Annotated in this window: 17 protein-coding genes; all 17 read right to left on the minus strand. The window is 62.4% G+C overall.

The annotated features are described in order from the left end of the window. Positions 1-418 precede the first annotated feature (418 nt). A complete protein-coding gene (locus tag JWP60_RS16750; RefSeq protein ID WP_299793776.1) occupies positions 419-661 on the minus strand; it encodes a phosphatidylserine/phosphatidylglycerophosphate/cardiolipin synthase in 243 nt (80 codons plus the stop codon). 1,192 nt (positions 662-1,853) lie between these two features. Then, positions 1,854-2,285 (minus strand): hypothetical protein, encoded by a 432-nt coding sequence (locus JWP60_RS16755; protein WP_299793779.1) that lies wholly within the window; start codon positions 2,283-2,285, stop codon positions 1,854-1,856. Beyond that, complete coding sequence (locus JWP60_RS16760) at positions 2,260-2,550, minus strand: hypothetical protein (protein ID WP_299793782.1); 291 nt, start codon at positions 2,548-2,550, stop codon at positions 2,260-2,262. The genes JWP60_RS16755 and JWP60_RS16760 overlap by 26 nt, the downstream gene beginning before the upstream one ends. Positions 2,551-3,212: 662 nt before the next feature. Beyond that, entirely contained in the window at positions 3,213-3,971 is a 759-nt protein-coding gene (locus JWP60_RS16765; protein WP_299793785.1) for a hypothetical protein, read from the minus strand. A gap of 11 nt (positions 3,972-3,982) precedes the next feature. Beyond that, a complete protein-coding gene (locus tag JWP60_RS16770; protein WP_299793788.1) occupies positions 3,983-4,429 on the minus strand; it encodes a hypothetical protein in 447 nt (148 codons plus the stop codon). Positions 4,430-4,604: 175 nt separating this feature from the next. Continuing rightward, positions 4,605-7,208 (minus strand): transglycosylase SLT domain-containing protein, encoded by a 2,604-nt coding sequence (locus JWP60_RS16775; RefSeq protein ID WP_299793791.1) that lies wholly within the window; start codon positions 7,206-7,208, stop codon positions 4,605-4,607. After that, positions 7,208-8,677 (minus strand): hypothetical protein, encoded by a 1,470-nt coding sequence (locus JWP60_RS16780; RefSeq protein WP_299793794.1) that lies wholly within the window; start codon positions 8,675-8,677, stop codon positions 7,208-7,210. The genes JWP60_RS16775 and JWP60_RS16780 overlap by 1 nt, the downstream gene beginning before the upstream one ends. 81 nt (positions 8,678-8,758) lie before the next feature. Then, positions 8,759-8,989 carry an AlpA family phage regulatory protein gene (locus JWP60_RS16785; RefSeq protein ID WP_299793797.1) on the minus strand — a complete coding sequence of 77 codons (231 nt, stop codon included), beginning with the start codon at positions 8,987-8,989 and terminating at the stop codon, positions 8,759-8,761. Between the two features lie 116 nt (positions 8,990-9,105). Next, the gene (locus JWP60_RS16790) at positions 9,106-11,271 is read right to left on the minus strand and encodes a glycosyl hydrolase family 28-related protein (RefSeq protein ID WP_299793800.1); all 2,166 of its coding nucleotides are present in this window, start codon (positions 11,269-11,271) and stop codon (positions 9,106-9,108) included. A gap of 172 nt (positions 11,272-11,443) precedes the next feature. Next, positions 11,444-12,187, minus strand: a complete 744-nt coding sequence (locus JWP60_RS16795) for a hypothetical protein (protein WP_299793803.1) — start codon at positions 12,185-12,187, stop codon at positions 11,444-11,446. Positions 12,188-12,425: 238 nt separating this feature from the next. Next, on the minus strand, positions 12,426-13,610 hold the full coding sequence (locus tag JWP60_RS16800; protein WP_299793806.1) for an AAA family ATPase: 1,185 nt from the start codon (positions 13,608-13,610) through the stop codon (positions 12,426-12,428). Continuing rightward, positions 13,607-14,572 carry a toprim domain-containing protein gene (locus JWP60_RS16805; RefSeq protein WP_299793809.1) on the minus strand — a complete coding sequence of 322 codons (966 nt, stop codon included), beginning with the start codon at positions 14,570-14,572 and terminating at the stop codon, positions 13,607-13,609. The genes JWP60_RS16800 and JWP60_RS16805 overlap by 4 nt, the downstream gene beginning before the upstream one ends. Further along, positions 14,565-14,789: a hypothetical protein gene (locus tag JWP60_RS16810; RefSeq protein WP_299793812.1), complete on the minus strand. Its 225-nt coding sequence runs from the start codon at positions 14,787-14,789 to the stop codon at positions 14,565-14,567. Before JWP60_RS16810 ends, JWP60_RS16805 begins: the two co-directional genes overlap by 8 nt. Positions 14,790-15,078: 289 nt before the next feature. Then, the gene (locus JWP60_RS16815) at positions 15,079-15,300 is read right to left on the minus strand and encodes an AlpA family phage regulatory protein (RefSeq protein WP_299793815.1); all 222 of its coding nucleotides are present in this window, start codon (positions 15,298-15,300) and stop codon (positions 15,079-15,081) included. 114 nt (positions 15,301-15,414) lie between these two features. Continuing rightward, positions 15,415-16,101: a hypothetical protein gene (locus JWP60_RS16820; protein ID WP_299793818.1), complete on the minus strand. Its 687-nt coding sequence runs from the start codon at positions 16,099-16,101 to the stop codon at positions 15,415-15,417. A gap of 177 nt (positions 16,102-16,278) precedes the next feature. Next, positions 16,279-17,676, minus strand: a complete 1,398-nt coding sequence (locus JWP60_RS16825; protein WP_299793821.1) for a hypothetical protein — start codon at positions 17,674-17,676, stop codon at positions 16,279-16,281. Positions 17,677-17,937: 261 nt separating this feature from the next. Beyond that, positions 17,938-18,180 carry a hypothetical protein gene (locus JWP60_RS16830; RefSeq protein WP_299793824.1) on the minus strand — a complete coding sequence of 81 codons (243 nt, stop codon included), beginning with the start codon at positions 18,178-18,180 and terminating at the stop codon, positions 17,938-17,940. Between the last annotated feature and the right edge of the window lie 2 nt (positions 18,181-18,182).

Genomic DNA, 18,182 nt, shown 5'->3' on the forward strand with positions numbered 1-18,182 from the left:
TCCTGGCCATACGCGCGCACTCGCGTGCGCTTGACCGGTTGACTTGTGTCCATGAGAGGCCTCTCGTGGACACAATGCTCGCCGGGGCTGGCTAGGCCGGCAAGGATGCCATCACCGCGCGCTTACCAAGAAACGCGCTCAAACACTGGAATGAGAGCCAGCGAGCAGAGATCGATTTTGACGCGCGCCGCGAGGCGGCTGACATGCTAAACAGGGCCATCATGAACTACTGGTCACTTCGCGAAAACCTCTCCCTTGGTATGGCTCGGTTCATTGAAGATCGGTCTGAGAACGACGGAACGGACGACATCTGTTGAAGGAGGTTCACTTTCGGCGCCCGGTCAGACGGTGTTCATCGTGAGATAGCCTCCTTACCACCGGGTGCCGGCACCACGTCGAAGCATCTTCGGGCCCGCCCTTAATCACCCCGAGCCAGATCAGCGACACGGCGGCCCTCGGCCTCGTCCTCAAGCTCAATTCCTTCTGCGCCGTCCTGGTAGGTGACGCGTCTGAACTTAGCGCCCAAGACGGTTCCCCCTGGAATGATGAAGATAGAAAGGACGTCATCTCCGGTCGCGATCAGGCTCGCAACGTCCGCAGCGTCCTGCTCGGCCGGCGCCCCAATCCACTTGTTTGATGCAGGATCGACGCGTCCGATCATGGCCCGCCGAACTCTGCCGGTAGTATCAAGCCTCACCCCGCTGACGCAGTAGGTAGCCATCTTGGTCGCCTCCCTTTTCCATACCGCCAGGATCACGGCGGCCGTTACTGACCGACAGTCCCGTGACGCAACAGAATCACCGACCCTTCAGGCAAGTCATTCTGTGCGGAGAAGAGCCTTGGCTGGAACGATCAGTGCCGTGTAGCGCCGGTAGCACAGACCTGTATTGCTGCACCCCTGTTCATTCCAGCCTCGGCGGCGCGGACATAGCAGTCCAACGTCTTGCGTGCACTCTCGGTTTGGGCGCACAAGTTTGTCCCGAGCCCACGGCCCATTCCACGATCCACCCCGAAAACATTCTTGTAGCAAGCCACCGGCTCGCTTGACGTGGCGCCGGTGCAAAGGCGAATAGCAAGGCCCCGGCCGATTCCTGAATCGAACGCTGCTGAGGAGGTGTAGCAGGTCAGCGGATCCAATGAACGCGCCTGTTGACAGAGATCAACGGCGAGCCCTCGCCCGATACCGCGGTCAGCGGCAAAAGAGCGGATGTAGCACTGCGCTGCCGCTGAAGATCTCACACCGCTACACAGCTTGGCGGCGAGAGCCCTGGAAATCTCCGGGTCGGCTATTGCAACTTCGCGTACGCAGTCTGACGCGCCATATTCGACGGCATCCGCTGCTGGGGAGCCCGCAAGTGTCAGGGCAGCAGCTAGCAACGTTCTGGGCAGTCTCATAGCCCCACATATTGCTCAAGTGAGAAGCGGCTGACAAGCGTCGTGGGCCGGCACGCTGCCCGGATGCGCCCTCCCGAATGCGATCAATGGGCCGGCCTGCAGGCAATCCGCCACGCAATGCGAGAGGGCGCGCGCCGATGGTGCCGAAGCCAGGCTCAGTTGCCGTTGCAGGTTTGAGCGGGAGTCAATAGGTCAACCCCTTCAGACGGCGCAGCTGCACGGTCCAGGATCTCGGCAGCGGATGCGTACCTGACCCCAATGGGCATGTGCGAACTGGTCGGATTTGCGCAAGAACTAACGCCGGTCTACTTCGTCAGCGATGAACCAATGCGTGGGGCGCCAGTTTTCCTCTTGTCGGATTTGTGCGGCACATTTCGTCCGCTGCCTTGCTGGACAGCAAGCAAAACGACTGAGCGCCAGCTTGGTCCAGCGACCGCTCTGCTACCCACTGCAACGCATCACGGGCTCTGCCGGTGCGCGAAGCCGCTTGCGAGGGCAATTTCCTCGAACTGATCCTCGTCAATGAGCCAGACCTGCTGGTTTGTCATGACCAGCGCCATCTTAAATTTCCGAAGAAAGTCGATGCCAAGCAGACAAGGTCCGTCCGAGGGAACCAACAGCGCTAGCCCTTGTTCAGTGCGATTCGCGAAGCCAATCCGAACTAAGGCTGTGCGGAAAGCCACCCTGCTGCCATCGGCGAGAGTGCCGGTTGTTGCGGTGGGCAACTGTACGGGTTCGTGAGCAGCCGCCAGTGACTCCGGCATGTTCATGAAGCCGCCAAAGCCGGTATCGATGACTGCCGCGACTTCTTCGGGACTGCCTTTTGTCCCCGCAATGATCACGTTGATGCGGGGCTTCGTCCGATCAAAGTACCCGGGCCAGACCGGCATTCTCGGGAGAGAAGTAGCTCAGTTGGAAGGCGCTGGGAGCCCCGATTCGAATCAGATGCAACGATCCTTGGCTCACGGCGGCTTGCGCTTTCGCAATCGCCTCTTCGGGGAACTGCGCCACGAACGCGGCGCCGCTGCTCACCTCGATGACCGCAAATTGATCCGGGTACTTCGCCTCAAACTGCTGCTGATACCGGTCCGCATAGATCCGGTCGCCCTTTCGAACGATGTCCACCAGCTCCGAGGCTGTGATCGGGGGGCTCATGGAGCGCCTCTCGCTGCGTTCTCGGTTGTTGCCATGGTGTTCCCCGGTTGCTCTCGTCGCCCCAGCATGCGGCAGCTGGGATTTCTTGTATGTCGGCATTACACGCATTTTGGGCCTCCCCGCCAACAGGATTTCCACCGGATGTGCACAGCTTTGTCCGTCCACACCTGTGGATAAGTCATCTCATATTCCGGCAAGGTCCTGTGCCATTTGGGAAAAACCGTCAAAGGGGCCGGTGGATTGCGCTCACGTTCGCCGCTCGGCATCCGCCAAGCGGCAGGGGCCGCGCCCCCTGTGTCAGCGTCCTGCAAGCGTGAAACTCGCCTCACCCGCTGCATGCATCCCGCGCTCAGGCGTTCAAAACGCGGTCTCGGTGTCGCAGTTCGCCATTCGAGCAGCAGCGCCACCATCTGGTGGAAGCTCGCAGGGGTGGGTTCGTTTTGCACCCCGTTGCGCGCCGGCACAGCCGGCCGGCAGACCAAGACCGCCGCCATCTGCTCGAATGCTAGCAGGCGGGGTGGGGGAGCTTCGTCCGATTGGTCGAGCATTGAGAGCCCTCGCAAATTGGGTTCGGAAATCAGCCAGACACCAGCGAGCAACGCTGCTCCTCAAGGACCGCCATCACCGCCCGAAAGTGGCGAGCCTGCATGATCGCTTCCGCGCTACGCTGCCCGTGCTTGGTTGCGTTTTGGGAGACCGCGGACCGTCCCGCCTCCGTCTTTGGCCCAGTTGACCGCTCCCACGGCTTCCAGCTCCTGATTAGCTCCGCTTGGCGCTGCTTGCGCTCCAAAGTCCAGCCGTTCACTCGGGTTCTCCTCCAAAAGTTTGTTTGCCGGTTCCGGGACTTCTTGCGGGCGCGCAGTTGCCGCGAGCTGCCCTCCGTTGTTCACCTGCTGCGCGCCTTGTGACACGTTGGCCTGCGAACCCGGCGCCTGCCGGATGAATGCCACAGACCGGGGGTTCACCAGGTCGTTGAGGGCCTCAAGGGTCGTGCGGCACTGACTCTGGGCTTTCATGGCCACGCCCATGATGGCTTGCATGCTCTGCGCCTTCAAGTGCCAAGAGCCGCCCTGTTCGTCGGTCCTGATGCAGTCAGCCGCCTTGCGAGTCATCTCCGTAAAGATGGCGTTGAGTGTGATCGCCTGCGCCATGAGCATTTGCTTTGCGCCATCCAGGTTCCCCGCAGCGGCTTGTTGTGCGTACTCCCGGACGACCTGCAGCGCCTCGTTCACGCCCGTCACACCCATCGTCTTCTCGGTCCACGGATGCGCTGCCAGCGTGGCTGTGGTGGCAGGGTCAAAAGCGTTTTCAGCCAATGCAGCGCTTTTCTCCTGACCGGGCTTGCATTGCACCCTCAGGACTTGGACGGGCGCCTTTTGTGAGGTTGCGGCGCCCGATTGCAGCCCCGTCTTGTCAGTCATGTTCTTTCCTTTCAGTGCTGAGCTTTCGCGTCTTCCAGAGTGACCCAGGGAAGCAGCTCCGTGTACGGCAGCATCGGCGGGATGGGGTGTACAGCGTCCTCGCCGAGGAGCTTGTAGTTGCACACCCCGGGGAAGGCGCTTACGGTGGCACCCGTGGCCTGCAGGAGGTAAAACTCCCGCGGAAGCACCTCGGCCAGGCAGTTCACGACGTACTGCGAATAGGCGGCATCCTTCTCTGGATCGGTACCGCTTAGCGTCTCCGCGAACCTGCCATTCCAGCCGGTCAAGATCTGAACACCCTGACGCCTGGTGAAGTCCGCCTTGCCCGAGAGAACCTCACGGGTGAACGCGACTTCGAGCGGAACCACCCAGGAGCAATCGCCAGAGTCGGTGCGAAAAATCGGAAGCACGTAGAGCAGCTCCGGAGGGGTCTCTTGCCCGGTGACCTGTTGCAGCATTGTTCAGTGCCTCCTGTACATAGAATGGTTGCAGCCGCCATCTCGGTCGGCACGAAGGGTGCCCGGCATGTTCAACATCCCTCTTTGGCTCCTCACTGCGTAATCGCCAAGAACATAGAAGACGAAGCGAGAGGCAGCTTTCAGAAGATGGTCACGAACGAGTGTCATAGGCATTTCAACGGGTCGTAAGGAGGTCTGACAGCTTCGTCGTGCGTTTCTTGACCGCACGCAGAGCCGTTGCGTTGTCCAGTGCACCCGCGGCCAGCTTCCCGGCTGCGCCCCCAGCAACAGCGCCAACAGGCCCGAACAGCGCCGCCCCCGCCCCGGCTCCCGCAGAGGGCAGACTGTGCATCACGCCTTGCGTGACAAGGTTGTGCCCCTGCACCGCAGCACCGGGGTAGCTCTGGTCCTTGGCGACGATGTGGCCCGCGTCATTGAGGTTGCGGAAGGCGCCGATCTCTTCCGGGGTGAAGACTTGCGCCATGCGGGCCGCGTGGTCTTGCAGGTACTTGGTAACGCCCCTTGCGTTCCACTGCCCCGCATGCGCCGTGCCTACAGCCTTCACCTCGTTGGCAAATTGGGCCTTGATTTCATTGAGTGCCGCTGTCGTCTGCGGGAGAACTTCCGGTGGCGCATTGCGCAACGTGTTTACAACGTGCGTGAACTGATCGACCGGCATGCCCGTCACGACATAGGGAATCTTCTCCACGGGAACCGCTCTGTTGATGCCATTGGGTCCAGAGGAGTCCATCAGCTTGGCGATGCCGTTTGGGTTATCCAGCGTAGCGCCTCTTTGCGCCCGCATGGCGCGGGCTTCGCCGTAGACATCCTCTCCAGCCGCCTCCATGATGTCCGAGTCAAGGGCGTCCTTCAGTTTGCCGACGTAGCGCCCGTTTGACGGGGACCAATTCTCATTCAGATACTTGCGCATGGTCTCGGCCTGCTGCGCATTGCTGAACACCTTTCCATCCTCGCCCACCATGCCAAGCTTCTTGGCGTAGGAGTTGATGGCGTCCCGCAGGTGCACCCGGTCGGAGTTCGTCATCTCCGAGTCCTCGCCCAACATGCTTCGGAATCTCTCCAACGTGGTCGGCACACCTTGAGAACGATCGTCGGCCACGCGATAGAGTTGCTGCGTGCGCGAGTCGTACCAATCTTTCAGGGAGTCAAGGGAGGAGACAATCGTGCTGCCGCGCGCATGCCGGGCCGGCTCGTCAATGCCGTTGGTTCCTCCGGTGCGCTGAATTAGCGAGTCGGAGTTGTTCGACAGGGCTTGCCGCTCCCCATCGATGATGGCTTTCATATGCCGACCGGCTGAAGAATCAACCTTCGAGGTCTGGTAGTCGGTCGATCCGCCGATGCCATCTCCCGCTAGCGCACTCTTGCGCAGGTTTTGCGTGTCAATGCCCACGCTCTCCAGCACCTTCGCACGCGCCGCCTGCTCCTGCGCACCGAACCTGCCCTCGGGCGCCACGGTAGGCGTTTCGGGGAACAGTTCGGCCGGTGCCGTGCTGGCCATCGCCTGAACGGCCTGCGGGGTCGAGGGAACGGGAGTTGGCACCTTGACAGCGGCGGGAGCCGGGAACGGCGTGTAGGGGGGCTGCGGCGCCTGCGGAGGGGCCGCAGCAGGCGCAGTAGCACCCATGGGACGTGGAGCGGGCGGAATCGCGCCAGGAGTCGCCTGCACCGGAGCGGCTTGCTGCGGCATCGGCTGCGGAATCACGGGAGCAGGTTCACCCGGTGCCGGGATCGTGGTTGGCGGCTGTTCCTGGCGAGGCCGCGCGATTACTGCGGCCGTGTCCATCGTTGGCTCGATGCGCGGGGTGACGGAAGGGGTTTCTCCTGGCTTGAGCAGGCTGCTAAGGGGCCTGGTGAGCCCCAAGGCTACAGGGGCGGCTGCACCGACACCCCTCGTGATAGCCCCGGCTCCCGGGGCTCCATGCTCTGCCAGGAGGTCGCCCAGCTTGTCGCCGGCCCACTGCGTTGCAGAGGGAATCCATGTCAGTGGGTTGTAGGCAGAATCGAACCCCTCGACCATCTCCTTACCCTGCCCGGTGCGCGGCTGGTACGTGAGCGCGTCCTGTGTCTTGGCCGCGGCATCCGCCCCAGCAGCCAAACCCTTGTCAATGCTCCCAGTCTGAATGGCGTTCTTGACTCCGCTCGCGATGCCCGCATAGCCGCCAACAATGGGGGCCGCCAGCGATGACGCAATATGCGCCGTCAGGTCGGCTGCGGAGCTGGTGATCGTCTGGCCGGCTGGTTGCGCGGGGCCTGCTGCTTGGAACGGCCTGGCGGTGCTTTTGGTCGCCTGCGTTGCCGCATCCGTTAGTGCGTGCGAGGAGAAATCCTCCAACCCGTCAGACGTCGAATGAGACGCGGCAGATGGAGCGTGGCCGCTGGCCGCCAGCACCTTGTCAACGTAGGGGCTCGGGTCTTTGGTCACAAAGCCGCCGTATTGCCCCAGCGCCTTGCGAACGTCCCCCCCGTTCTTCTCGACCAGTTGACCCAGATAGGTAGCGGCGGCGTTGCGCGACTGCTCCTCATCGAACGGATCGAACTTCACGCCCTGTTTGTGCAGCATGGCCACGGTCCCCGGCATGAACTGATAGGGGCCCATGGCGCCGGTTTGCGGGTTCACGGCATGCGGGTCGCCACTGCTTTCGACGTGGCGCAAACCATCCAGCAGTTGAGGCGTGACGAGAGAGGCGGCCGCTTGCTTCGGCTTTCCTCCGGCCGCTGCCGACAGGACATCAGACGAGAAGTCGTCCAGGCCGTCCATTACTTGCCCCTCACCAGCGCCCGCATGGCGTCAACGTCTTGCATGGTCTTTTTGAACTTCGCAGAAGTTGGCCCGCCCAAGTCGGTTACCGCAGCCTTCCATCCCTCGGGGTCGTCCGTGCGGTTTTTGTAGGCGTCGTAAACGCGCAGCGCATCCACGTTGGCGACTTGGGACCACTTGTTCTGAAAGTTGCGCGCGCCAATCGGACTGCCGGCTGCTTGGATGGCGTTCTCCACCCCTCGGTTGAACAGGTCAGCCCCGGTCGAAAGGGCGCGATTCACGCGGGAGGTCGTCTTCAATGCGTCAGGCGTCCACTGGCGATCCCCAGCCTGTTCGGCCGAGATTGCATGAGCGGCGTCGGTTCCACCCAGCCCGGACGCCTGCGCGAGCTGCGCCGTTTGGAGCGCGAGGTAGTGGCCGACTTGGTTGTAATTGGTCGCCTTGTCGGATGTCCAGTGCAAACCCGGAACAGCGCCTTTCAGGTTGGCGACGTACTGAGATCCCTTGCCAAGGTCAGTCTCGTCCGCAAGTTTGATGATCTGATTGGCGTTGAACTGCTGATCGGGAACCGATCGTGCGGCATTGTTCGCGTTCGTTCTGATGTTCTGCGCGGCCTTGAGCGAATCAGCGTTCTCGCCTACCGGGAAGTTGACCGGCGGCGTGCTGCCTTGCGGCTCCGTGTACTCCCCTGTTGCCGGGTTGCCGATGCCAAGCCGTCCCGTGGGGGTGTTGACGAACTGATTCGGCGGGGCCATCGGCTGACCGACAGGGCCGACAGGCGTTGCCGCTCCGACCTTCGTTTGGAACGGCTGCACGCCATCCTTTGTGTTGACGAAGGAAATGCTCCCGGACTTGACGTCCTGCTGCGTCTGCGGCGGCAATGCCGCCTGCGCCGCCTGCGTGATGAACTGGCGCCCTGCGTCAGGCCCTTGCGCGAGTGCTTGGCGGTAGCGGGACTTGGCATCCTCAATGACTGGAGCCATCCCCTTGTACTGCTGCCCGAGCGTGTCCAGCAGCTTCTCCACCACTTCAGGGGGCGAGTTCGCAGCGGAGTACAGCACTTCGCTGACTTGCTTGCGGTCGTCAGTCGTCAGCGAGTTCAACGCGGCTTGCGCCTCGGTGCCTTGCTTGTGCGCGGTGGCGATTGCGCTCAAGTATTTCGTGCCTGTCGTGGGCGCCGCCTTCATGATGTTGGCTTGCGCCTTCACCGGATCGAAACTGCCGTCCGCAGCGGTGTAGTTGCTCGGGTCGGTCAAGACCGGCTGCAAGGCTTGCCGCTCTTGCAGGTCGATTTGGCCTTGCTGCGTGGCTTGCTGGTTCTGTTGCAGGGTCTGCTGACCGATTTGCTGGTTCTGCGCGCCGGTCTTCAAATCCTGGACGCCCCTAGCCACATTGAGCAGGCTAGACAGGCTCTGCATCTGGTCGGGCAGTTTGGCACCCAACGGAATACTTGCGTCAATACCGGGCATGTGTAGGCCTTATTGGATGGCGATCCATCCCAGTTGCGAATTGAGACTTCCGATGGGCTCGTTCATGGCGAAGGCTGCACCTCAGATGCCTTCGCCTTTTCTCGCGCTCGCTATGAGGTCCGCCAGGTAGCCGTTGATCTCGTGCTCGGGGAAGCCGACAGCTCGTTTTCCGAGTGGAACCGGCCGCGGAAACTCGCCCTTTCGTACCCGGTCCGAGATCTCGGACCGACACAGACCGACCTTGCGGACGACCTCCGGCATGCGCAGCATTCGGAGGTCGTCGCTGCATTCGTTTTTGCTCCTGTCACCCATTGGCGGACTCCTCGTTCGCTTTCACTCGCCACCGTTGGCCGGCGGTAGCATTGACTGTGACTCACTCAACGCCGCCGTTTGGAGGCTGCGCGGTACAGGCGGCAGAACATGACCAATCACCGCAGGTGCCAGTTCGCGCTATCGAAAACCGCCGCGACTAACTGCCCCGCCCCTGTCGTCAGAGCGTTGGCGATGTTGCCGCCAGTGTTAAAGGTCACAGCTGCTCCTGTGATGAAGAACACCTTGCGACCCACCCATCCGTTCAGCATGGTTGTAATCGTGGTGGTGCCGGAGATGATGAACGTATCGCCTAGCGGCAAGGTGATGGACGTAGCGGATGCCACGGTGGGAATGCGCGTCGCACTCGTCTCGCCACCCGCCCCCGATGCGTAGGTGCAGCCGTTATCCATGAGTCTGGTATCGACAGGGAGGACGCTCGCTCCGTCAATCAGCACAGAGCCAGTGAGCCCAAAGATATGGGAGTTGCTAAGGCGGATGTTCTGCGGCGCTCCACCTAGGCGCAGGCCGTAATCAGCGCTGAAGGAGCCGATTGCGTTAGGGCCGAAGCCTGCTTGCCGTCCCAGAGTGGAGTCAGAAATGCAGATACCAATGGGCGCCTGAAATCCGTTGCCGTCGATCCAGACGTAGGCTGAGTTGAGAAGTTCGGCCGCAGTGCCGTTGGGCCGCAAGCAATCTCCAGCCGCATCCGAGATGAAGACCCCTCGAACCTCCTTCATGTAAAAGCCGTTCTTCACGTAGCGGCACACGGCGCCGTTAAAGCGGAAGTCGGTGATGCAGTAATCCCCGCCTCCGATGTTCTTTCCACCAAGGTATACGCTCGTCTGCCCTGCGTCATAGAGGCAGTTGGAGAACTGATGGCTTGAGATAGCCGTAACTCCGGAGCAGGCGTCCACGTACAACGACACAGAGCCCGTGCCACCGGCCGAGCCGCCGTCGTCGATGCCCTCGAAGAGGACGTTCGACCACATGCTCTCGTTGACCGCGCCCGCCTCGTTGTTCATGTAGACCGTGGCGTGCAGCTTGTCGACGGTGGCGTTCGCTGGGGTGACGTTGCCAAAGCCCGTCGTTGCGTTTACCGTCAGCGTGTTGGCATCCGGCGCCGTGGCGATCTTCCATGTCTGGTTGTCGTAGCTGGTGCCCGTGCCGCGAATAACGAAGGTCTCACCAATGGCGAACAGATTGTTGGTGGCGGAGATAGTGAACACGGCGCCGCCGTCAACGATAGAGTTGATCTTGGTTTGCCTCGGCGTACCCTTGCCGGAGAAGACGCAGTTGGAGACGGTGAGGCTCGTAACCTGGCCGCTGATGTACAGCGTCGGTCCGACCACGCCAGCCGTGCGGAACTTGCGCGCGTAGACGTTGCTCCAGTTTCCACCACCACACCGAAAGCGGATTGCCTCCTGCCCACCGAAGCACTCGATGCGGACCTGCGACATGAGGGTAAAGGTCACATCACCAGCAGAAGATCCGATGTCCAACGCCTTGCCGCTGGTGGTGATGTAGATGTTTTGGAGGAAGAAGTCGCCCGTATTCCTGGCAGTCAGACCGATCATTGCGATCTGCGTGCCACTCTCCACGACACCCATGTTCATCATGCCGATGCACGCTGCGGGACACCCTGTGGCGTTGAAGGCCATGGCAGTGACGCCAGCAGCAACGACCAGCATTGAGCTGCGCGGGCCATCTCCTCGCAAGATCACTGCGCGCCCGGCTGCGGTCAGGCCGGAGGTGATCAAGTACAGGCCAGTGGGAAAGTAGATTGTCTTGGAGTTGGTCGAGCCAAGCGGAACAGAGTTGAGTGCTGCTTGAATCGCAGCCGTGTCGTTGGTGGACCCGTCCCCTACCGCGCCAAAGTCTTTCACGCTGACGACATCGCGCATCTTGTCCTGCGCGAGCCGCGACACCGCGCCAGTGCCAGCCTGCAAGAAACCAACCAACGCAGACCCGCCAGAAGCGACAAGGGCAGAGCGCAGTACCGTGTCAGAACCTGAGAGGTTGTCGTAGGTGCTGATCGTGTTGCCCAGCGAATCCTTGACGACGAATTTGTAAGTGAGGGACGGGTCGAGGTAGCAGATGCACTCACCCCGGGAGTTCAGGACGATGGGGTTCGTGTTCGGCGTTCCACCCGTGGAATCCGTGTACGTCGCTTGGGGGGTGGTGGTTCCGGCTGCAAAGGTGGACACTTGGCCCCCGACCAGCGCCAGACCTGTACTGGTCGAGGTGAACCGCAGGAACGGGATGGGTGCGAGAGTTGCCGTCATGCGAGGACCCCTGGCATGCGGACGACTCGCAGTTCGCCGGCACAGCGGGCGATGATGGTATCGCTCATGGAAGTAACCCTCTCTGTCGTTGTCTGCTGCTTTGCGGCAGTCCTTGGACAAGGTTTTACCGAAGGGGCGCCCTCCTGTACGCTCCTTCGGTTTCGGTTAACCGCTAGTTCTGTGTTGGGCGAACCCAGTCCGCAGAGATGTGCTGCTCTGCTCCTTCGTGGACGTACTTCCGCACCGTGTCGTCCTCGATGGAAATGCCCAGGACCCGTAGCGCGTTGCCTATCTCGGGGATAACGGCGCTGCGCCGATCAGTCGGCATGTAGCCGTAACCGTCAATAGCCATTCCGATGACCAGCTTGGTCAGCGATGAGCGCTCCAGCGCCGCTAGGCCGCGACTGGCAGTCCGGGTGTCGACCGTGAGTTGCGTCTGGGCTACGACAGGGATCGCCGGTTTCTCTCGGGTTGTGGTGGCCGCCGCGTTCGCCTGCGTTTGCCTGCGTTCGGTCCCGTGACGCGGCGCGACATGGCTGGCAGTCGCCTCCAAGTCGTCCGCGACATGCACCGGAAGCTCAGTGCACCACTCCTCTGCGAGCGTCAAGGTCGCGTCGCTGTAGACGCACTTTGGATCCGGCGAGTTGGAGAGCAGCGGGTACACGGGCGTACACCACAGCATGTCGTCCAAGGCTTCGATGCGGTCCCTCAGTATGCGCAGGCGCCGCTCCAGTGCGTCGACCCTGCGGCGGGCGTCCTGATCGCCACGCAACATGCCAAGCTCGGTCGCCAGCACTTGAACGTGAATCGGATGCAGCGCGACGCGATCGATCTCTCCGCAGCCGGTGTCTTGTTCCAGCTGAATCGCGTCCCCGTCGATTTCGTAGGCGAGGTTAAAGATTCTCGTCATAGGCATGTCACTACCTCATTGCGGCAGTAGCGGCCATGTATTTGCCCGTGCGACTCGGGCTGACGTCCGAAGTGGCCGAGGAACCACGTGAGCACATTGGCATGCTCGGACAGGATGGACTGCAAATACGCACCTGTACGCTTCACTGGTCGCCCGGGTCTCCTTCGTTCACCCTGGTCGGCGGGGAGGCCCCCGCGGTATCGAATGAGCACCCCAGCGAGGTGATCCGGCAGAAGATCCCGCGTCACTGCTCGGCCCCCGCGTGTGCGGCGCCCTCCGGTGCAGCGGCGTCCTCCCCTCCAACAACCCACAACGCATTCTTCCGAGGCTTAGGCAAGCTCCAGTACCAACCGTCGTTCATGCCGCCCTTCTTCTTGATGACGGCGATCTGATCGGCTGCCCTGCGCACCGTCGCCCACGAGTGCCCAGCCTCCTGTGCTTCGGTCTTCACCGTCTTGGAAGGGACCTGATCCTCTCCAAGGACTTGGCGCAGGAAGTCCTCCGCTCCCGCCGCAGCGGTTGAATGCTCGTCATCCTGTGTCGGGTCCGTCAGCAGATCCCTTGCAGCACCCTGCACGGCCTTGCCCCATGAGGCCCGGGTAGCCTCAATCCCGGCGAGCGGCTCCATTTGCTCGAGGTGGTACTCGAACCCTCCCTCGTCCGGGCCGATGTTGCTTTTGCCGCGGGCGAGGATGCGCCGATCAGAGCCGTCTTCGGACTTGACCTTGGCGGCCACAAGAACGACACGCGCGACAGCGGAGAAGGAGACGGAGCCCACCACACGTTGCGCGGGGTCCTGGCCTTGGCCGCCCTTGCTGAAGTGCGAGATGCCGAGAATCGCTGCGCTCGTTGCGCTTCCAAGGTCCACAAGCGGCTGCAGTGCTCGACGGACTTCAGTGGCCTTGTGGGAGTCCCCCGCCACCACCGTGACAACAGGATCCACGATCAAGAGGGCGACGTTCCCGATTTCGTCGATGCGGGCCATGAGCGGAACCATGTCGCGCGCGGGATCGAATGGGACCGACTCACCGTCAACCGTGGCACCTTTGACGAAGTACACGCGCGAAGGGTCACCTCCGGCCGCAAGCAGCTTCGGAAGCAAACCGTCGGCGGGATCGTCCTCGCCGCTCCAGATCACCACATTCCCAGCGGGACAGGTGCTGCCGTCCGGGAACGCCGCGCCGAGCGTCACCGTTGCCGCGATGGCGATCGCGATGGTTGTCTTCCCAGTGCCAGGCTGGCCGGCGAGGATGTGCAGTTTCCCGCGGGCGATCCAGTGTTTCCACAGCCATTTGATCGGCTCGGGCCTCAGGTCACTTCCGCGCGTGAGCACGATGCCGTCCGCAAGCGGAGCCGCGGGCGTAGGCGCTCCCTCGTAGCGTTTGGCGGAAGTGACGATCGATCCCATGATCTTCTTCTCTGCGCTCACGCCTGTACCTCCGTCAACGCGTCGTTCAGGTCGTTCTGCGCTTGCGCCGTGATCAGAACCTCCACTCCCGCCGCCCACCAGCGTGCTGCGCATTCCTCCGCACCCCGTGCTCCCGCGGCATCGTTGTCCGCGCCAATGAGGAGGGTTTGGATTCCACCAAGAACAGGCAGCGCACCCAAGTTGCCGGCGTCCAGGCAGGCCCAGACCGGGGCGTATGCGTGCGCCATGCTCAGGGCGGTCTCAATTCCCTCCGCCACTCCGAGGCCGTGGGTGACGTATTCGTCGTGCCAGAGGCGCACCACGCCGCCCTGCTTGGAGTGCCTCCCGAGCAGAAGCCGCGCGGGCTGCACATCCGCCTTTGTTCCGTCCGCGCGAATCCAGGTGCGATGCAGCGTCTTCATTTCCCTCGACGCCGCGTCAGTGACCAGGGCCACGAGCGCAGGACCGGTGTACCCGGTCGGATGCTTCAGGGCGGGATGAAAGCGCAAGTGCGATCCCCGCGGGGGAATGACACAGCGGCGCGCGCGCAGGTATTCCTCCCCGGGAGTGCCGCTGATAGTCCGGCAGGTTTGAAGCAACTCCAGCCCGAAGTCGGCGAGCACCTGGTGCTGGTCTGGGTCCGGCACCCTGACCCGCGTGGAATCAGATTCCAACTCCCGCGCTCGGGTGGTAACCGTTACCAGTCTGCCGGGGCCCAGTTCACTCCAGGCGCGAAGATCCTTTGCCGCCTCGATGAAGGACAGACCGTGCGCCTTCTGGTGGTACGCGAGGACATCGCCGCCGTGCTCACCGCAGGCCATGCATACCCAGCCACCAGTGTCCGTGTTCCAGCGCATCGAATCGCTGCCACCGTGCAGTCGGCATTCCGTCGTGATCCACTTGCCATGTCCGACCGCCTTCAGGCCCTGTGCCTCGATGTAGTTGTGTGCGTCGGGCAGCTCGTCCCTCTTGAGCTCACCCATGGCGCACCTCGCTTTCGAGCGCCTTCTGAAGTGCGCGGAGCAGTCCGCGGAGGAACTCCGACGCCGCTGCCGGATGCTGTGCCTTCACGAGGTTGTACAAATGGTCTTGGTCGGCCATGCCATGCGCTTCGCGCAGGTCGAAGAGCGCACGATTGCCGGCAAGGTTGCCTGCCAGGTATTCGCCCACAATCTTGCCGATGCCGCTGAACTCGCTCATCGTGCCTCCCACTGCTTCAGGAGCTGACGGGCAGCGCGAAGATCAGGAACGGTCCGAGTGAGGCCTCCCGGTTGGGAGAGCAGCAACTGTTCTCCACAAAGCGGGTAGAGGTAGGCGTTGAAGCGCGCCAGGCGATCTTGCAGAACGCGAAGCATCCGGCACTCGCCCATTGCGTCGTCCAGTTCTTCCCGGCTAGAATTCGCTTGCTTACTTTGAACACCGGCCTTGGCTCCGTCTACGCGGGCTGGGGCCGTTTCTTTTGGGGGGTGTCGGTCCATGCAGATGGCACTCATTTGCCACCCTCCTTGCCCGTGCACTGCTTCAGCCAAGCACGCACGTCGCCGACTTTCCACGCAGTCACGCGATCAGAGAGCTTCACGGGCGCCGGGAATGAGCCGGCCTTGACCTTGCGCCAGAGCGTGGGGGCACTGAACGGAACGGGCGCCGGTACGTCAGGACGCTTGGGATCGATCACCAGGCGAGACGCGCGGATGTACGCGCCGTCCGGCATGGAATCGAAGCTGGGGATGCTTATTGACACTGTCTGCCCTCCTATGAAGCTGGCAGACACGAGTCTCAAATCTGCGGCGGTTTTCCTCTATTGGGTCGCGGGCCTCCGACCCATCTATTTCGCCACGTATGCGCGCAAGGCTTTTGCGAGTGGCGCGTCCTCATAGACGCTGGGGTCATCGTCGTACCGCAGCAGAGCGCGGAAGGTATCGGGAACATGCCAAATGTCGGCGCCGAGGATGCTCTCCTTTGTCTTCGACGCCTTCTTGTCCAGGATCGGCTCGCGTCCGAACATCTGGAAATACCGCGCAGCACTGAGCAACTCTGGAAGGTGATCTCGGTAGATGGATCTCTTATCACCCCCCGGTACAGCCAGGCTCCACGAGTGCGCGGCCCACAGATGCGCAACGTTCTTGTACCGGTTCCAGCACTCCTTGATCTTCGTCTCCCCCTTGGGAAGGGACGCGCCGTCTCCGTACCTCCAACCAAGCTCCCGGGCAATGTAGGCGCAGAAGTGGAAAGCCTTGTTCAGAGAGACTCCACCCATTGCCCTCGACCCGTGCAGGTCTGGAAACCGCCACATCATGAACAGTCCGATCACCACGTAACCGGCAATCGTGGCGTCCTTCGTGCGGTCCCCCACATCGTTCACGATCTGCGGAAATGACGCGGCGTCCAGCAAGTCGGAAATGATCTGGCGATCAATCAGCACCGGTGGGCCAGGGAGATCCCACTCGTTGGCACGAACAAGGTTGGTCGCGAAATACGCGCGGCGGAAGATAGGCTCCTCCGGGCCAAACATCACCGCTTGGGCCCGGAGGCCATCGTACTGATCCCCAGTTAATGGAAGAACCCTTGGCGGCCCTAGAGACTCCACGCGCACTCCTTCAAGTGCAACCTTCAAAAGGAGCCCCGGCAGGCGGGTGAAGGTGTCCCGCTTTTCGGTTCGCGGGCCTAGCCGGGGCGTCGCAAGTGTCCGCTACTGTGGTGCGCCATCCCCGGGGGCGGTACGCACCAGCCGCAGCCTCTTGGCGTCCTCGAGGACAGATTGCAGGCCCGTGTCGTTCCGGGCAGCCACCAGCTTCAGGCGGGTTTGCGCCGCCACCACCTGCTTCTTGTCCCGCACAATGTCGGCTTCCTGCACCGCGTCTCTGATGGTCTGGAAGGCTCGCGCCAAGTCTTCCCTCAGCGCGCTGCCTTCTGGAACCTCGAAGCTCAGCGCGCCTTCAGCATTGGCAAAGACCTGCTTCCAAATCATCTTCAGCCAGAACTCCCCGAGTTCGGCGCGCCTGGCGCGGAATTCCTCGGCGGTCGTTTCGGGCTGCACAGCCTGGCGGAGCTGCTCGCGTTCGGCGGCCAGCACCTTTGCGCGCTCGCTCCGCTCGGTGTCACGCTGCATGCAGACATGCTCGCGCCGCTTCTCTTCCGCATCGCTCACTGCCAATTCGAGGCAGAACTCGTTTCCTTTGCCGCGCCTGCGGATCGTCGCGCCGAAGTCCATATGGGGCGAGCTGGTCGCTGGAGTCCAGTCCTGGCGATAAGAGGCTTGCTGCTTGTTCATGCCGCTCCGCCCGGGGAATAGGTGCAGAGAGGGCACCAAGCCCGCAGCAATCAATGCCTCGGCCTTGCCGTAGTAGAAATCCCTACCCCTCCAGCCGGATGGCCTCCAGACTTCGCGCATCACGCCGGGTGCGTGCTGAACGTACTGTTTGGCTTCCTTGGTATGAGGCACGTACCAGCTCTGCGCGGTGTAGATGCGGGCGGCAGCTTTCTGGGTGCTGCCTGGGAGGTACACACGAACATCGAATCCCAAGGCGCACTTGCAGTGCAGTTCCTCCGGACCGCCCGGCTCGCCCGGGAAGAGCATGCCGCCGCCAATGCCCTCGCGTTGGAGTTGCTCCTTTGTGCCCTCCCACCACTCGTAGTCTGCTTGCCAGGTGGCCTGCCCATTTCGATACCCGTGCTGCAACTTCCAATTGCGGTACTCCGGACCACACTCGGACAACGCCTTGTCCATCTGTTGTTGCTCCCGTTCATGTTCGGCTGCCTTCTCCGCCTTTCGACGCCACGCCTGCATCTCCCTGGAGACGGTGACTTCGACGCACAACGAGCCGTCGTCTTGCTGGCGAATGACCTTGTACCCGGGATCGCGCCAGACACGCAGATGCGCCTGGCACGGCTCACCGTGGGCATGGAAGGCGGTCACGCCGGGCTGGCGCCCCTTCTGCGGCTGCAGTTGCGCGCGGGTGATGAGGTCCGCTGCGATGAGGGCTTCGGCGGTGCCGCTGTAGATGTCGCAGAACCAACGCGAAGACTTCGTGATGTCAGGCAGCGAATCGGCGGCCGCGGGCGTGGCGGCGACAATACCGAGAGCCATGATTACCTCCTTCAACAGGTTGCTTGGTCAGAGAGCCCCACATGGTTGCACCCATGTGTGGCTTTCGGCTCCCCCTTTCGGGGTTCAGAAATTGCGACAACCCCGTGTTGCAGGGCAGATGCTCTGGTGTACCCCACGGTATGGGGTTCGCCTGCGCCACGTGCCAAGGAGCGCGAGCTGCCCGTCCTCGACGTGCGGCAGATCCTGATCGTTGATGTCGATGACGATGACGACGGTATGCCTCGTCATCGGCGGATCCCGTCACTCCGCCACCGCAGTTGCAGCAGCCAGGGCCGCGCGTGCAGGCGCTGCGAGGGATTTGCGCGCTGGCCTGCGCCTCGGCGGGTCGCCATAGGTCCGAAACGGCTCGGTGAAGTTCCAGAGCGCGAGGGCGAGGGCCTTCACGAAGATCCACGACCCGCGGCCGACGGCCCTCACGATGGCACCCGTGAGCACGAAGGCACCCACGAAGCCATCGCAAAACGATTGCCAGAGCGACTTCACGG

Origin of the sequence: Ramlibacter sp., assembly GCF_028291745.1 — a bacterium.
Classification (GTDB): Bacteria; Pseudomonadota; Gammaproteobacteria; order Burkholderiales; family Burkholderiaceae_C; genus Ramlibacter.

Bases quoted from the DNA above. Each gene is read 5' to 3' on its own strand.
- JWP60_RS16760 (WP_299793782.1), bottom strand. From the start codon at position 2,550: ATGAGCCCCCCGATCACAGCCTCGGAGCTGGTGGACATCGTTCGAAAG.
- JWP60_RS16805 (WP_299793809.1), bottom strand. From the start codon at position 14,572: ATGGGTGAGCTCAAGAGGGACGAGCTGCCCGACGCACACAACTACATC.
- JWP60_RS16825 (WP_299793821.1), bottom strand. From the start codon at position 17,676: ATGGCTCTCGGTATTGTCGCCGCCACGCCCGCGGCCGCCGATTCGCTG.
- JWP60_RS16765 (WP_299793785.1), bottom strand. From the start codon at position 3,971: ATGACTGACAAGACGGGGCTGCAATCGGGCGCCGCAACCTCACAAAAG.
- JWP60_RS16790 (WP_299793800.1), bottom strand. From the start codon at position 11,271: ATGACGGCAACTCTCGCACCCATCCCGTTCCTGCGGTTCACCTCGACC.
- JWP60_RS16780 (WP_299793794.1), bottom strand. From the start codon at position 8,677: ATGCCCGGTATTGACGCAAGTATTCCGTTGGGTGCCAAACTGCCCGAC.
- JWP60_RS16750 (WP_299793776.1), bottom strand. From the start codon at position 661: ATGATCGGACGCGTCGATCCTGCATCAAACAAGTGGATTGGGGCGCCG.
- JWP60_RS16755 (WP_299793779.1), bottom strand. From the start codon at position 2,285: ATGCCGGTCTGGCCCGGGTACTTTGATCGGACGAAGCCCCGCATCAAC.
- JWP60_RS16815 (WP_299793815.1), bottom strand. From the start codon at position 15,300: ATGCCGGACGGCGCGTACATCCGCGCGTCTCGCCTGGTGATCGATCCC.
- JWP60_RS16785 (WP_299793797.1), bottom strand. From the start codon at position 8,989: ATGGGTGACAGGAGCAAAAACGAATGCAGCGACGACCTCCGAATGCTG.
- JWP60_RS16810 (WP_299793812.1), bottom strand. From the start codon at position 14,789: ATGAGCGAGTTCAGCGGCATCGGCAAGATTGTGGGCGAATACCTGGCA.
- JWP60_RS16795 (WP_299793803.1), bottom strand. From the start codon at position 12,187: ATGCCTATGACGAGAATCTTTAACCTCGCCTACGAAATCGACGGGGAC.
- JWP60_RS16820 (WP_299793818.1), bottom strand. From the start codon at position 16,101: ATGTTTGGCCCGGAGGAGCCTATCTTCCGCCGCGCGTATTTCGCGACC.
- JWP60_RS16775 (WP_299793791.1), bottom strand. From the start codon at position 7,208: ATGGACGGCCTGGACGACTTCTCGTCTGATGTCCTGTCGGCAGCGGCC.
- JWP60_RS16770 (WP_299793788.1), bottom strand. From the start codon at position 4,429: ATGCTGCAACAGGTCACCGGGCAAGAGACCCCTCCGGAGCTGCTCTAC.